The 13632-nt window shown below is 59.8% G+C and carries 14 protein-coding genes; 3 read left to right on the plus strand and 11 right to left on the minus strand.

Annotation, left to right across the window (positions count from 1 at the left end):
- Nucleotides 1-201 precede the first annotated feature (201 nt).
- Nucleotides 202-933: a response regulator gene (locus L3069_RS01710; protein ID WP_022646769.1), complete on the plus strand. Its 732-nt coding sequence runs from the start codon at nt 202-204 to the stop codon at nt 931-933.
- On the opposite strand, the gene L3069_RS01715 is transcribed toward L3069_RS01710, so the two are convergent.
- The 6 genes from L3069_RS01715 to L3069_RS01740 all read right to left on the minus strand — a co-directional run bounded on the left by L3069_RS01715 (nt 915) and on the right by L3069_RS01740 (nt 7082).
- The gene (locus tag L3069_RS01715; protein WP_023299104.1) at nt 915-1934 is read right to left on the minus strand and encodes a carbohydrate kinase family protein; all 1020 of its coding nucleotides are present in this window, start codon (nt 1932-1934) and stop codon (nt 915-917) included. The two genes, L3069_RS01710 and L3069_RS01715, sit on opposite strands and share 19 nt — an antisense overlap.
- Nucleotides 1934-2794 carry a ketose 1,6-bisphosphate aldolase gene (locus L3069_RS01720; protein ID WP_022646771.1) on the minus strand — a complete coding sequence of 287 codons (861 nt, stop codon included), beginning with the start codon at nt 2792-2794 and terminating at the stop codon, nt 1934-1936. The genes L3069_RS01715 and L3069_RS01720 overlap by 1 nt, the downstream gene beginning before the upstream one ends.
- Nucleotides 2795-2804: 10 nt before the next feature.
- The gene (locus tag L3069_RS01725) at nt 2805-3491 is read right to left on the minus strand and encodes a D-lyxose/D-mannose family sugar isomerase (RefSeq protein ID WP_038415087.1); all 687 of its coding nucleotides are present in this window, start codon (nt 3489-3491) and stop codon (nt 2805-2807) included.
- Between the two features lie 108 nt (nt 3492-3599).
- Entirely contained in the window at nt 3600-4541 is a 942-nt protein-coding gene (locus tag L3069_RS01730; protein ID WP_003860240.1) for an ABC transporter substrate-binding protein, read from the minus strand.
- A 28-nt stretch (nt 4542-4569) separates the two neighbouring features.
- The gene (locus L3069_RS01735) at nt 4570-5565 is read right to left on the minus strand and encodes a ribose ABC transporter permease (protein WP_063136002.1); all 996 of its coding nucleotides are present in this window, start codon (nt 5563-5565) and stop codon (nt 4570-4572) included.
- Between the two features lie 2 nt (nt 5566-5567).
- Nucleotides 5568-7082 (minus strand): sugar ABC transporter ATP-binding protein, encoded by a 1515-nt coding sequence (locus L3069_RS01740; protein WP_038415090.1) that lies wholly within the window; start codon nt 7080-7082, stop codon nt 5568-5570.
- Nucleotides 7083-7269: 187 nt separating this feature from the next.
- Between L3069_RS01740 and L3069_RS01745 the strand changes: the two genes are divergently transcribed.
- Nucleotides 7270-9549, plus strand: coding sequence for a hybrid sensor histidine kinase/response regulator (locus tag L3069_RS01745; RefSeq protein WP_038415092.1), 2280 nt, complete (start codon nt 7270-7272; stop codon nt 9547-9549).
- 69 nt (nt 9550-9618) lie between these two features.
- The gene (gene yjdP, locus L3069_RS01750; protein WP_017382647.1) at nt 9619-9942 is read left to right on the plus strand and encodes a DDRRRQL repeat protein YjdP; all 324 of its coding nucleotides are present in this window, start codon (nt 9619-9621) and stop codon (nt 9940-9942) included.
- Between the two features lie 55 nt (nt 9943-9997).
- On the opposite strand, the gene phnP is transcribed toward yjdP, so the two are convergent.
- The 5 genes from phnP to phnL are packed head-to-tail and all read right to left on the minus strand — an operon-like array spanning nt 9998 to nt 13554.
- Complete coding sequence (phnP, locus tag L3069_RS01755) at nt 9998-10756, minus strand: phosphonate metabolism protein PhnP (RefSeq protein WP_032627052.1); 759 nt, start codon at nt 10754-10756, stop codon at nt 9998-10000.
- A 9-nt stretch (nt 10757-10765) separates the two neighbouring features.
- Nucleotides 10766-11200, minus strand: coding sequence for an aminoalkylphosphonate N-acetyltransferase (phnO, locus tag L3069_RS01760; protein ID WP_022646777.1), 435 nt, complete (start codon nt 11198-11200; stop codon nt 10766-10768).
- Complete coding sequence (gene phnN / locus L3069_RS01765; protein WP_032621424.1) at nt 11193-11744, minus strand: ribose 1,5-bisphosphokinase; 552 nt, start codon at nt 11742-11744, stop codon at nt 11193-11195. Before phnN ends, phnO begins: the two co-directional genes overlap by 8 nt.
- The gene (phnM, locus tag L3069_RS01770; protein ID WP_038415093.1) at nt 11741-12877 is read right to left on the minus strand and encodes an alpha-D-ribose 1-methylphosphonate 5-triphosphate diphosphatase; all 1137 of its coding nucleotides are present in this window, start codon (nt 12875-12877) and stop codon (nt 11741-11743) included. Before phnM ends, phnN begins: the two co-directional genes overlap by 4 nt.
- A complete protein-coding gene (gene phnL, locus L3069_RS01775; RefSeq protein ID WP_038415096.1) occupies nt 12874-13554 on the minus strand; it encodes a phosphonate C-P lyase system protein PhnL in 681 nt (226 codons plus the stop codon). The genes phnM and phnL overlap by 4 nt, the downstream gene beginning before the upstream one ends.
- Between the last annotated feature and the right edge of the window lie 78 nt (nt 13555-13632).

Genomic DNA, 13632 nt, shown 5'->3' on the forward strand with positions numbered 1-13632 from the left:
GTTTTTACTATGGGTATTTCCTGACTTTACGACCCTTTGCGGGGCAAAACCCTGACGAAAAACAGCCAATCGTCAAAATTGACGTGTCGAAAGGGCAGGGGATGTGACATGGATTGAATTTCCGTCACGTAAAAAACAATTCGGCTGGAGCCGGCGGCAGAATGGTTCAGACTTAACATAATTCCCTGACGGAAGCATGCGATGAAACCGGCGATTCTGGTGGTTGATGATGATGTCGCAGTCTGCGAACTGCTACAGGATGTGCTCAGCGAGCACGTCTTTACCGTGTTGACGTGTCACACCGGTCAGGAAGCGGTGAACCGTGTCCAGCAGGACTCCGGCATTGCGCTGGTTCTGCTGGACATGATGCTGCCGGATATCAACGGATTACAGGTTTTGCTGCAGATGCAAAAGCGGCGACCGTCGCTACCGGTGGTGATGCTGACGGGGCTGGGAAGTGAATCAGATGTGGTCGTCGGGCTGGAAATGGGCGCTGATGATTACATCGGAAAACCGTTCAATCCGCGCGTGGTGGTCGCCCGCGTTAAGGCGGTGCTGCGTCGTACCGGCGCGCTGGCCGCGGAGCCTGCCGCGCCGCGCGTTGAGGGTATTGCTTTTAACGGCTGGACGCTGGACACCACCCGCTGCGAGCTGAGCGATCCGCAGCGTAATACCGTGCCGTTAACCCAGGGCGAATATGGCCTGCTGCTGGCATTAACGCAAAACGCCCGCCGGGTACTGAGCCGTGAACAGCTGCTTGAACTGACCCACAGCGAAAGCGCTGAGGTCTTTGACCGCACTATCGACGTGCTGATCATGCGGCTGCGGCGAAAAATTGAGGTCAATCCGCACCAGCCTCTGCTGATCAAAACCATTCGCGGTCTGGGCTATGTTTTTGCCACGGACGTTTCCCATCATGAGAAAGCCGCCTGACCGTTCTCCTGAATAAACGTCTGAAGCTCGGCCAGCGTTTTCGCGCCGTCAATTGCATTAGCCGCCAGCAGGCTGGCCCGCGCGCAGGCGTGCGCCAGATAAATACTCTCCGTCAGCGGCAGGGATTCATGGCAGCCGTATAAAAAGCCCGCGCAAAACGCGTCGCCCGCGCCGACGCTGCCGATAATCTCGTCCTGCGTCAGCTTCCACGACGGAACCCATTGCCCTTTTTCACCCGGCGCTTCACCCCATGCCCCTTCCGGACAGTGGATCACCACCCGCTGTCGCACGCCTGCCGCCAGCAGCTGTGCGGCAGCGTCGGCGATATGGGCCATGTTCAGCGCATCATGGCCGTCGCGGATCTCAAGCCCGCTAAACTCACCGGCTTCCAGCTCGTTAATCACCAGATAATCAAGATGGCGCAGGGCAGGGAGCACCAGCGGCTGATAGCGCGGGTCGCCCTTGCGGGACACCAGATCGAGCGAGGTTTCATACCCCTGATCGTGCATCTGTGCCAGTAACCGCGCGCTGCGGGTGCCAAATTCCTCGTCCGGCATATCCAGGCTGTCGAGCAGCAGCAGATAGCCGAGATGGAAGATCTTCAGCGATCCGTCTAAACGATCGAAGGCGGGAAGATCCAGCAGGCGGTTGGCGCCCGGCGAGTGGAAAAAGGTGCGCTGTCCGCTGGGGTCGGTCATCACCTGCGACATCGACGTTGGGGAGAACGTCGTGCGCTGCACGCGCTGGCGATTGACGTGATACTGGTCGAGCATCGCCAGAATATAGTCTCCGTCGCTGTCTTCCCCAATCAGCCCCACCGCCTGTAACGGCAGGCCGACGTGCATTTTCGCCAGCGTCAGCAGAACGTTGAGTGGCGCACCGCCGGTTGAGCGTTCGCTGTGGGTGATTTCTGCCAGCCAGCCGCGCTCCGGCCACTGTACGATCTGGTGGACGTGATCCACCAGCATATTGCCTGCGGCGACGATCCCTTTGCGTTCCATTAGGCCTGCCCCGCACTGCCGAAGATGCGCATCTGTTCCGCAACCGTATCGGTAATGGCCTCTTCAATGCCCAGCAGCAGCTCGGCAAACTCATCGTAAAGCGATTGGCGGTTCGCCATGCGTTGCTCAACGGCGGCAAGTGCGGCCTGCGACATGCCGGTATAGAAATTGATTTTATGAATACCGAGTTCAATGGCGCGGCGGAAATCAGTGTCGCTTATGCCAGAGCCACCGTGTAAAACCAGCGGCAGGCCCGTCTGCTGGCGAATGGCGTCCAGACGCGGAAAATCAAGCTTCGGCTCGCCCTTGTATTTGCCGTGCGCGTTGCCAATGGCAACCGCCAGCGCATCGATGCCGGTTGAATCAACAAATTCGCGCGCCAGTTGCGGGTCGGTAAAGAAGGCTTCATCCGCATGACCGTACAGCGCGCCACCTTCATCCCCGCCTACCGCGCCCAGCTCCGCCTCTACCGAGACGCCCACCGCGTGGCACATCTTCACCACTTCCCGGGTCTGGCGGATATTTTCCTCATAGCTCAGCGTGGAGCCGTCGAACATCACCGAACTGAACCCTAAACGCAGGGCGCGCACCACCGCCTCAAAATGCAGTCCGTGGTCGAGGTTAAGCACCACGGGAATATCGTGGCGGGCAGCTTCGAATTTCACCGCTTCCACCAGCGACTCCAGAGACACGTACTTAAAATGCACTTCGGCGATGTTGATGATAAACGGCGAGCGTTCCTGCTTCGCGGCGGCAAACAGCGCGCGCAGAAAATGGGAGTCGAGCACGTTGAACGCGCCCAGGGCGTAGCGGTGTTCCCTGGCGTGGGCCAGACCGTCGGCAAGAGAAATCAATGGCATCATTCACTCCTTATATCCGAAACAGGTTGTACTCGTTGCACAGCACCAGCACCGCCGGTTCGTCTTCTTCAATGGTGTTGTAGCGGTCAATGGGCTGTAAAAAGTGGTTGTCGTGTTCATCGTCATTGACCGACGACACTTCGCCCACCAGCACATCACCAAAGCCGCGTTCACCCCAGAAACTGTGGTACAGGCCGGGCGTCAGGCAGATGCTCTCCCCAGGCGTGAGGCGCAGCTGGCTGCCGGGCGCGTGCGTCTGCCGACAGCCGTCTATCGTGACGGTCACGTCGGTGTTTTCGGTCTCTTCATGCGCGCCCGCATTCCATAACTCAATAATCAGATTCCCGCCGCCGCGGTTAATAATGTCCTCCCGCTTGCGCCAGTGAAAATGCATCGGCGTCACCTGGCCGTCGCGGACGTGCATGATTTTTTCGGCATAGCACTTTTCATAGGGTACGCCGTTGGGGGAGCCGTTGCGCAGGGTGAAAAGCGTTAACCCCTGTGCAGCGAAGTTGTTGCCACCAAATGCCGTCACGTCCCAGCCGAGCCTGAGGTCAAACACCTCCTGCCATGCTGCCTGGTCAAGCTGCTGCCATTTTGTCGGCGGAAAGCTGGCAAAAGGGGGGAGATGCACGTCGTGCATGGAGAAGAACTGCCGTGTGTGGCCGAGGATTTCATTGATGTCGGAGCGTTTCATGTGGACTCCTTACTTTTTTTGCCGCTCCCTCACCCTAACCCTCTCCCCAAAGGGGAGAGGGAACTTGAACACCCTCTCCCCTTTGGGGAGAGGGCCGGGGTGAGGGGCTTACTTAACCGTCCACCCCTTATACGTGCCGACGTTCTTTTTATCGATCATCGTCACCGGGATCAGCACAGGCTCTTTCGGCGCAGGTTTGCCCTGAAGAATGTCATAGCCGATCTCCACCGCCTTCGCCGCCATCACCTGCGGATCCTGCGCCGGGGTAGCAACAAACAGCGAGTTTTCGCGCTTCAGGGCTTCTTCACCGTCCGGGCTGCCATCCACGCCAACGATAAAGAATTCGTTGCGTTGAGCCTGTTTAGCCGCCAGATCGGCGCCGATCGCGGTCGGATCGTTAATCGCGAATACGCCGTCGATCTTCGGATTGGCCGCCAGCAGGGAGGTCATGACCTCCAGGCCGCCTTCGCGGCTGCCTTTGGCGTTCTGATTATCCGAGAGCACTTTGATATCCGGGTGGCGCCTGAACTCGGTCTGGCAGCCCTCCACGCGGTTTTGTACCGCAGAAACCGGCGGTCCGTTGATGATCACCACGTTGCCTTTACCTTTCAGGCGGTCGGTAATGTACTTACAGGCCATTTCTCCCGCCTGAGTGTTATCGGAGGTGATGGTCGCATCGGCCCCTTCCGCCGCCACGTCCACCGCCACGACCACGATCCCCGCCTCTTTAGCGCGTTTTACCGCGGGGCCGATCCCTTTGGAATCCGCGGCATTGAGGATGATCATGTCTACTTTCGCCGCAATGAAGTTATCGATCTGCGACACCTGCTGGCCCAGATCGTACCCGCTGGAGACCAGCGTCACCTTGACGTTGTCCCCCGCCAGCTTGCGCGCTTCCAGCTCGGCACCTTTGGTGATCTGCACGAAGAACGGGTTAGCCAGGTCACCCACCGTCACGCCGATGGATTTCAGATCTTTTGCCTGCGCAAACGGGGTTGCGGCCAGCAGCGCGCCAGCACAGAGCGCGGTCACTAAGGGCTTCAATCTCATGCTGTATTCCTCACGTAGGGTATTGTTGTTATGCACTTTGATGGTGTCGGGTACGGTATTTGTCGATCAGCACCGCTATGATGATCACCGCCCCTTTGATCACCAGCTGCCAGAAATAGGAGACGCCCATCAGCGTCATGCCGTTGTTGAGGGTGGCGATGATCAGCGCGCCCACCAGGGTGCCGGTGATCGTGCCGATCCCGCCGACGAAGCTGGTGCCGCCGAGGATCACCGCCGCAATCGCATCCAGCTCGTACCCCGTGCCGAGGTTGCCGTTGGCGCTGTAGAGACGTGAAGCGCTCATCACGCCGCCTAAGCCCGAGAGCAGGCCACTCATGCCGTAGACAAACAGCAGCACCAGCCAGACCTTAATGCCGGTTAAGCGTGCCGCCTGCATGTTGCCACCAACCGCATAGATGTGAACGCCGAGGGTGGTGCGGCGCAGGATGAACCAGCACACCACAATCACCGCCAGGGCGATCACCACCAGCCACGGAATCGGGCCGAGGTAGTTATTGCCGATCCACTCGAAGTTAATGTTGGAGTTAATAACCGTCGTGCCGTCCGCCAACAGGTAGGCCGCGCCGCGCAGCGCCGTATAGGTGCCGAGCGTGACGATAAACGGCGGAAGTCCGGCGAAGGCCACCAGCGCACCGTTGAACAGCCCCAGCACCATACCGAGCATCAGCGCCGCCGGAATGGAGAGCATCGCAAATTCAGGGATAAGCGAGACCACCATCGCCGCCACTGCCGTGGTGCCCAGAATCGAGCCCACGGAGAGGTCAATCCCGCCGGTCAGGATGATGAAGGTCATCCCGGCCGCCAGCACAATGTTGATCGACGCCTGCCGGGTAATGTTGAGCAGATTACTCTCGGTGAAAAAGTTCGGGGCGATAAAGCCAAATACCGCCACAATCAGGATTAAAATCGGCAAAATGCCGATCGTTTGCATCAGATCGCTCATCAGCATTTTTTTGGCGGAGGCGGATTTCGTCACCTGCTGCGGATGGGTTGGAGTTGTCATAATTACACCGCCTGATGATGTGTGTCGTTTACGCCGGTTGCCAGCGTCATGATGTTTTCCTGAGAGATGTCGCGCCCGTGCAGTTCACCCGCAATGCTGCCTTCCCGCATCACGTACACCCGGTCGCTCATCCCTACTACTTCCGGCAGCTCGCTGGAGATCATCAGTATCGCAACGCCTTTGCGCGCCATCTGGTTCATGATGCGGTAGATCTCGCTTTTTGCGCCGACGTCCACGCCGCGCGTGGGCTCGTCCAGAATCAGAATGCGCGGGCCTATCGCCACCCAGCGGGAGATCAGCAGTTTTTGCTGGTTGCCGCCGGAGAGCCCGCCCGCGCGCACCTGTGAATGGGGCACGCGGATATTGAGCAGGGCGATGGCGTCATCGGAAATCGACTGCGCTTTTTTGCGGTTCAGCCAGCCGAAGGTGGCGTCGCGCTCCAGCGTCGCCATAGTGATGTTCTCCTGCGCCGCCAGCTCCAGAAACAGACCTTGCTCCTTGCGGTTCTCGGTAAGAAAACCGATGCCGTTCTCAATGGCCGCGCGCGGGGAGTGGATCACCACCGGTTCGCCGTCCACCTCAATCATGCCGCCGGTGGCTTTGCGCACGCCGAAGATCAGCTGCGCCAGCTCGGAACGCCCGGCCCCGACCAGCCCCGCCAGTCCGACGATTTCACCGGAGCGCACCTGCAAACTACTGGGCTGCACTTTTTTGCCGTCGGTGAGGTGGTGGACGTTAAGACGCGGGCTGCCGAGGGGAATATCGCGCTCTTTGTTAAACAGATCGCTGAGCGGACGGCCCACCATCATGCGCACCAGCTCGGAGGCGTTGAGCCTGTCGCGCGTCAGGCTGCCGACGTATTGCCCGTCGCGCAGCACGCTGACGCGGTCCGAGAGTTCATACACTTCCGCCATCCGGTGGCTGATGTAAATAATCGCCATGCCTTCATCGCGCAGGCGCAAAATCAGTTCGAACAGACGGTGGGTTTCGCGTGAGGAGAGGGCGGCGGTAGGTTCGTCCATCACCAGAATGCGGCTGTTGCGGTGCAGGGCGCGGGCGATCTCCACCTGCTGCTGCTCGGCGATCGTCAGCTTCATGACCAGGTCGGTGGCGCTGAACTGCGCGCCCAGACGGTCAATGACCGCCTGCGCCTGGGCAGCCATCTCTTTGCGCTGGACCAGCCCGCCGCGCGACAGCTCGCTGCCGAGAAAAATGTTTTCTGCCACGGTCAGGTTAGGAGCAAGCTGCATCTCCTGATAAATCAGGGTAATGCCTGCGGCCAGCGCATCTTTCGGACCTTTGATGTGAAACGGCTTACCGTCGATGAGGATGTCGCCGCTGCTGGCGGTATAGGCACCTGCGAGGATCTTCATCAGCGTGCTTTTTCCGGCGCCGTTTTCCCCCATCAGCGCGTGGATCTCACCGGGGAAAACCGTCAAATCCACGCCCTTGAGCGCGTGGAAATTGCCAAAGGTTTTGGCAATGTGGCGCATCTCTAAAACCGGGGTTCTGCTCATGGCGGATCTCCTGTGAATGTCGATATCTGCACTTCATCACAGGCGCGTAAATGCAAAATGTCAGAAGCTGTTCATATTTGTCATAGTTATGAATAGCTAATCGCCATCACATTTTCCTTTTCCTTTTCCCTTTCCCTGTGGGAGAGGGCCAGGGTGAAGGCACCAATCCGCAGAGGAGCCCAAACCCATGTCTTCACGCCCCCCGTTCTTCACCAGCGCCCGCGGACGCCTGCTGATTTTTAATCTGCTGGTGGTCGCCGTCACGCTGATGGTCAGCGGTGTGGCGGTGCTCGGCTTTCGTCACGCCAGCCAGATCCAGGAGCAGGTCCAACAGCAAACGCTGGATGACATGACCGGCAGCATGAACCTCGCCCGTGATACCGCAAATGTGGCAACGGCGGCGGTGCGGCTGTCGCAGGTGGTCGGTGCGCTGGAGTACAAAGGCGAAGCCGAGCGGCTGAAACAGACGCAGATGGCGCTGCGCCACTCGCTGGATCAACTTGCCGATGCGCCGCTGGCGCAGCAGGAGCCGGCGCTGGTGGCGCGAATTATTCGCAGGAGTAATGAATTACAGCAGAGCGTGACGGGAATGCTGGAGCGCGGGCAAAAGCGGCATCTGGAGCGTAACGCGCTGCTCAGCTCGCTCTATCAAAGCCAAAGCTACCTGCGTCATTTGCAGGATATCAACCGCCGTTACGCGAGCAATGTGCCAGACGCCCGACAGCTTGCAGAGATGGACAGGCTGATCGTTGCCGCCATTGATACCCCTTCACCGCGCGCCACGGTGCAGCAGCTGGATGCAGTAACCGCGGGGTTATCCGCGAGCGCCCTGCAACCGGTGGCCAACCTGGTGCTCCCGGATTTTAATGATGAGCTGCGCAAGCTCGCACCACTGTCGACGCAGCTGGAGGAGAGCGAACTGTCCATCAGCTGGTACATGTTCCACATCAAGGCGCTGGTGGCGATATTAAATAGCGACATTAATCAGTACGTTGAACAGGTGGCGCAGGCTTCCCGGCTTCGCACGGCCCAGAGCCATCACGAGCTGCAATCCATCAGCGTGTTTATCAGCATCTTCGCGGTGCTGGCGCTGATCATCACCGGCTGTGCCTGCTGGTATATTTACCGCAATCTGGGCTCCAACCTGACGGCTATCTCAAGGGCGATGTCGCGTCTCGCTCACGGGGAGCAGGATGTGTCGGTGCCCGCGCTACAGCGGCGTGATGAGCTGGGGGAACTGGCGCGCGCGTTTAACGTTTTCGCCCGCAATACCGCTTCGCTGGAGCACACCACGCGGCTGCTGAAGGAGAAGACCTCACAGATGGAGGTTGACCGCATCGAACGTCAGGGGCTGGAGGAGGCGCTGCTGCACAGCCAGAAAATGAAGGCGGTCGGGCAACTGACGGGTGGCCTGGCGCATGATTTTAATAACCTGCTGGCGGTGATTATCGGCAGTCTGGAGCTGACCGATTCGGCATCACCGGACGCGCCGCGCATCACCCGTGCGCTTAAAGCCGCGGAACGCGGAGCCATGCTCACCCAGCGTCTGCTGGCCTTCTCGCGCAAGCAATCCCTGCATCCACATGCGGTAGAGATGAAGCCGCTGCTGGAGAACCTGAGCGAGCTGATGCGGCACTCGCTTCCCGCCACGCTGACGCTGGATATTGAAGCGCAAACCCCGGCGTGGCCCGCATGGATTGACGTCAGCCAGCTGGAAAACGCCATTATCAACCTGGTGATGAACGCCCGTGATGCAATGGAGGGGCAAAACGGTGTGATTAAAATTCGCACCTGGAACCAGCGTGTGACCCGCAGCGACGGGCGCAGGCAGGACATGGTCGCGCTGGAGGTGATTGACCACGGCTGCGGGATGTCGCAGGAGGTGAAATCGCAGGTCTTTGAACCGTTCTTCACCACCAAACAGACCGGCAGCGGCAGCGGGTTAGGGCTGTCGATGGTGTACGGCTTTGTGCGCCAGTCGGGTGGTCGCGTTGAGATCGAAAGCGCGCCGGGGCAGGGAACCACCGTGCGGCTCCAGCTGCCGCGCTCGACGCTGCCCGCGTTCTCCGATGATGCCGCGCTGGCGACCACGGCCCCGGCAGAAAGTGAGCTGCTTGTGCTGGTCCTGGAAGATGAGGCGGGCGTGCGGCAGACCCTGTGCGAGCAACTGCACCAGCTTGGCTACCTGACGCTTGAAGCCGAAAACGGCGAGCAGGCGTTGAACATGCTGGACGCATCACCGGATATCGGCATGTTTATCAGCGACCTGATGTTGCCGGGCGGCCTGAGCGGTGCGGAGGTGATCGGCCATGTACGCAGCCACTATCCGCAGTTGCCGGTTCTGCTGATCAGCGGGCAGGATTTGCGCCCGGCGCATAACCCGCAGCTGCCGGACGTTCCGTTACTGCGAAAACCGTTCACCCGCGCACAGCTGGCGCAGGCGCTGCGCAAGGTGATGGTAATTTGAGATTCCTCCGCTACTCCCGCTAACAGCCAGTCATTACTTTAAGGCCAGTTCACCTGCGAGTCTGGCCTTATGAAACGTTACTCTACCGCTCTGTTATTGGGTCTGCTGACTTTAACCAGCCAACTGGCGCATGCCGATGTGATTGATGATGCTATTGGCAATATTCAGCAGGCGATCAACGACGCCTATAACCCCGGCAGCAGCCGTAATGACGATGACGACGATCGTTACGATCGCAGCCGTCAAACCGACAGCCGCCAGTACGACGATCGTCGCCGGCAGTTAGAAGACCGACGCCAGCGCTTAGACGAGCGTCAGCGGCAGCTGGATGACGACCGGCGTCGGTTAGAGGAGGATGAGCGCCGGTTAGAGGATGATTACGATCGGTGGTAAACCCCGGTATCGCAACGCGTAGGCCGGGTAAGGCGCAGCCGCCACCCGGCAAAACCTAATCCAGCACCAGTACCATCCCGTCATACCCCGCTTCAATGCCGGACGGCAGCGGGTTATCCATCATCCAGACGTCAAACTGATGGCTGATATGCGTCAGGATCACCTGCGGACAGCCAATCACCTCGTTCAGCGCAATCACCGTATTCAAATCACAGTGGTTGCGCGGCGTCTCCTGGCGCGGTTCATGGCTACAGTCAATAATCATCGCCTGCGGCTGATTATTTAGCAGAAACGTCACCGTTTTATCCGGTAGCCCGGCGGTATCAGAAAGCCACGCCACGCGGCTGTGGGCGGACTCCAGCAGATAGCCAAATGTGAGTTTTGAATGGTTGAGCGGCAGCGGCGTGACCCGCAAGCCCTGAAGTTCAAACGTTACAAACGGCTCTACCGTGTGGCTGAAATCGAGAAGGCCCGGATGTTTGAACAGGTCGTCACAGCCTGCGTCGTCCGGCGGACCGTAAACCGGAATGGTCGCCCCCACGCCCCAGCGCAGAGGAAACAGCCCCTGAACGTGATCCATATGATAGTGGGTAAGCAAAAACTGCCTGAAACTCCCTGCGGGCCAGTCGTCCATCAGGTGTGGAATACCTGCGTCCAGCAAGGTGACCGCATCGTTGAATTTCACCGCCGCGCTACAGGGGCGACGGCGATGGTTTTCCTGCAAACGCGCCCGTCGGCACGCCGCGCAGTCGCAGCCAAACACCGGCACCAGCTGCGCCCCTCCCGTTCCTGTCAGCGTGATCGTCAGACTCATAACGCACCTCTACAGCGGTTTGGTGAAGCGGAAATGGCTTTGCGTATACCCTTCACGTACATAAAAACGGTGCGCGTCCACGCGCTTCACGCTGGTGGAAAGCTCGGTCAGCTCGGCGCCTGCCTGGCGTGCGATCTCCTCTGCCCAGGCCAGCAGCTGGCTGCCCACTTTCAATCCGCGCGCCTGCGGCATCACCACCAGCTCCTGGATCTCGCCGATCCAGCGGGCGTGGTGCAGGTGAAACTGCATGTGCAGGCCGATCATCCCGATGATCTTCCCGTCCAGCTCGGCCAGCTGGTAGCGCATATTGTGATCCTGCAAGTTGGCCAGATACCCGGCGTGAAACGCCTGATGATCGAACTCGGCCTGCTTAAGTTCGCAGATCAGAGCGTAAACGATCGGCGCATCGTCGGCGGTGGCGGGGCGAAGCTGGCAGTCAGGCATGCTGTTTCTCCTTCTGGCGAATAAGCGATAGAAAGGTCTCGACTGACTGTAGCAAACTTCCGTCGTTATTGAGGAGATGGCAACCCGACGGGGTGTAGCGCGCCGCCCGTTCCAGCCGCTGGTCGATCTCGCGTGCGTTTTCGCGTCCCCGCTTTTGCAGCCGGCTACGCAGAACCTCCGGGGAAACCTGCAAACAGACCGGGAGCAGCGCCGCTTCGTACCGGGCGCGAGCCTGCGGGAGATGCGCCCGTGAGCCGTTAACCAGCACGTCGAACCCCGCGTGCAGCCAGAGGTCGATCTCAATGCCGACGCCATAGTAGTAACCGTTGGCATGCCAGCTTAGCGCCAGCAGGTTTTGTCCGGCGCGGGTAAAAAACTCCTGCTCGCTCAGGGCGATATGGTTTTCGCTTCCGGCGTTGGCATCGCGCGTGATATAGCGGTGCGCCACCAGCAGCTGTGAGTGTTCCCGCTGCCGTAACGCCGACAGCAGGCTGTCCTTCCCGGAGCCGGACGGGCCCATTAACCAGATGAGTCTTCCCATCAGAATACCCTTTTTCCCTGACGCCAGACGTGGTCGATATGAATGTGCTCGCCCTTACGGTGCGCCAGCACCAGATCGGCCCGTTTCCCCTCGGCAATTTCCCCGCGATCGTGAAGATTAAGCGCCGAGGCCGGGTTTTTCGTCACCAGGCGAATCGCCTGCGGCAGCGTGAAGCTATTGCCTTCGTCGTCCGCGACGCGGAAGGCCGCGTCCAGCAGGCTGGCGGGGTAATAGTCAGATGAGAGGATATCCAGCAGGCCGAGGGAGGCGAGCTTGCTTGCCGCCACGTTTCCGGAGTGCGACCCGCCGCGCACGATGTTCGGCGCACCCATTAGCACGTTCATGCCATGCTTACGCGATGCCTCTGCCGCCTCGAACGTGGTGGGAAATTCGGCGATCACGCTCCCAAGCTGGTGGGATTCGCGAACATGGTCGTGCGTGGCATCATCATGGCTGGCCAGGGCAATATTACGGTCACGGCACATCGCGGCAATGGAGAGACGATTCGGCTGCGACCACCGCGCCGCAAGCTGGAGCTGCTCTTCTTCATAGCGCGCCATCTCGGCATCATTGAGCGCGTATTTGCCCTGATAGTATTCGCGATACTTTTCAATGTTGGCGAACTGGCGCTGCCCCGGCGAGTGATCCATCAGGGAAACCAGCGAGACCGGCTCGCGGCCCACCAGCTTTTCAAACAGCGGCAGGGTAGTGTGGTGCGGCAGCTCGCAGCGCAGGTGCAGGCGGTGCTCGGCGCGGTTGAGGCCGCGCTTTTGCGTCTCCTCCACGGCGTTGATCATCTTCTCCAGGTTCTCCAGCCGATCGCCGCCGTCGCGCACGTCGCCGATCGCCACCGCGTCCAGCACCGTGGTGATGCCGCTGGCGACCATCAGCGCGTCGTGGCTGCTCATCGCTGAATGCGCGGGCCAGTCGACCTTCGGGCGGGGCGTGAAAAATTTATCAAGATTATCGGTATGCAGCTCAATCAGCCCCGGCAGCAGCCAACCGCCTTCGCCATCCATCGCGTCCGGTGAGCGGCTCTGGGTTTCAGCAAAGGCGCGGATGACACCGTCCCGGACCTCAACCGAGCCGTTCACGACTTCATTTTCCAGTACCAGCCTGACGTTATTGATAATCATACGTTTGTCCCCATCGGGTGCAGTCTGTCCGCCACGCGATGGCGTACGGCGTCGTCGTGGAAGATCCCGACGATCGCCGCGCCGCGCGCTTTGGCCTGTTCGATCAGTTCCATCACCGCTGCGCTGTTTTTACTGTCGAGCGAGGCGGTGGGTTCATCCAGGAGTAAAATCGGGTAATCGACGATAAAGCCGCGGGCGATGTTCACGCGCTGCTGTTCGCCGCCGGAAAAGGTCGACGGGGCGAGGTGCCACAGACGCTCCGGTACGTTGAGACGCGTCAGCAGGCTGGCGGCTTTAGCGGCGCAGGTTTCGCGCGGCACGCCGAGATCCAGCAGGGGCTGCATGACCAAGTCCAGGGCGGAGATCCGCGGGATCACCCGCAGGAACTGACTGACCCAACCGATCGTCGAGCGGCGTACTTCCAGCACCTTGCGCGCGGGAGCCTGGACCAGATCGACCCATTCATTGTTATGGCGGATATGAATATGGCCTTCGTCCGGCAGGTAGTTGGCATACAGGGAGCGCAGCAGGGTGGATTTTCCGCTGCCGGAATGGCCATGCAGCACCACGCATTCGCCGTTGCTGACCTCTAATGAGGCATTTTGCAGTACCGGCAGGCGGACACCGTTTTGCTGGTGGAGCACAAAGGTTTTACTGACATTTTCAACGTGGATCATTTTTGCCTCGCGATTCGTTTTGCCGGGTGGCGGCTTCGCCTTACCCGGCCTACGGGTGCGGTGTTCGTTTTGCCGGGT

The organism is Enterobacter cloacae complex sp. ECL411, from assembly GCF_021869665.1.
GTDB lineage: Bacteria > Pseudomonadota > Gammaproteobacteria > Enterobacterales > Enterobacteriaceae > Enterobacter > Enterobacter intestinihominis.

Bases quoted from the DNA above. Each gene is read 5' to 3' on its own strand.
- L3069_RS01715 (WP_023299104.1), bottom strand. From the start codon at position 1,934: ATGGAACGCAAAGGGATCGTCGCCGCAGGCAATATGCTGGTGGATCAC.
- L3069_RS01740 (WP_038415090.1), bottom strand. From the start codon at position 7,082: ATGAGCAGAACCCCGGTTTTAGAGATGCGCCACATTGCCAAAACCTTT.
- L3069_RS01745 (WP_038415092.1), top strand. From the start codon at position 7,270: ATGTCTTCACGCCCCCCGTTCTTCACCAGCGCCCGCGGACGCCTGCTG.
- L3069_RS01730 (WP_003860240.1), bottom strand. From the start codon at position 4,541: ATGAGATTGAAGCCCTTAGTGACCGCGCTCTGTGCTGGCGCGCTGCTG.
- L3069_RS01720 (WP_022646771.1), bottom strand. From the start codon at position 2,794: ATGCCATTGATTTCTCTTGCCGACGGTCTGGCCCACGCCAGGGAACAC.
- phnO (WP_022646777.1), bottom strand. From the start codon at position 11,200: ATGCCTGACTGCCAGCTTCGCCCCGCCACCGCCGACGATGCGCCGATC.
- phnM (WP_038415093.1), bottom strand. From the start codon at position 12,877: ATGATTATCAATAACGTCAGGCTGGTACTGGAAAATGAAGTCGTGAAC.
- L3069_RS01710 (WP_022646769.1), top strand. From the start codon at position 202: ATGAAACCGGCGATTCTGGTGGTTGATGATGATGTCGCAGTCTGCGAA.
- phnL (WP_038415096.1), bottom strand. From the start codon at position 13,554: ATGATCCACGTTGAAAATGTCAGTAAAACCTTTGTGCTCCACCAGCAA.
- phnP (WP_032627052.1), bottom strand. From the start codon at position 10,756: ATGAGTCTGACGATCACGCTGACAGGAACGGGAGGGGCGCAGCTGGTG.
- L3069_RS01725 (WP_038415087.1), bottom strand. From the start codon at position 3,491: ATGAAACGCTCCGACATCAATGAAATCCTCGGCCACACACGGCAGTTC.
- L3069_RS01735 (WP_063136002.1), bottom strand. From the start codon at position 5,565: ATGACAACTCCAACCCATCCGCAGCAGGTGACGAAATCCGCCTCCGCC.
- yjdP (WP_017382647.1), top strand. From the start codon at position 9,619: ATGAAACGTTACTCTACCGCTCTGTTATTGGGTCTGCTGACTTTAACC.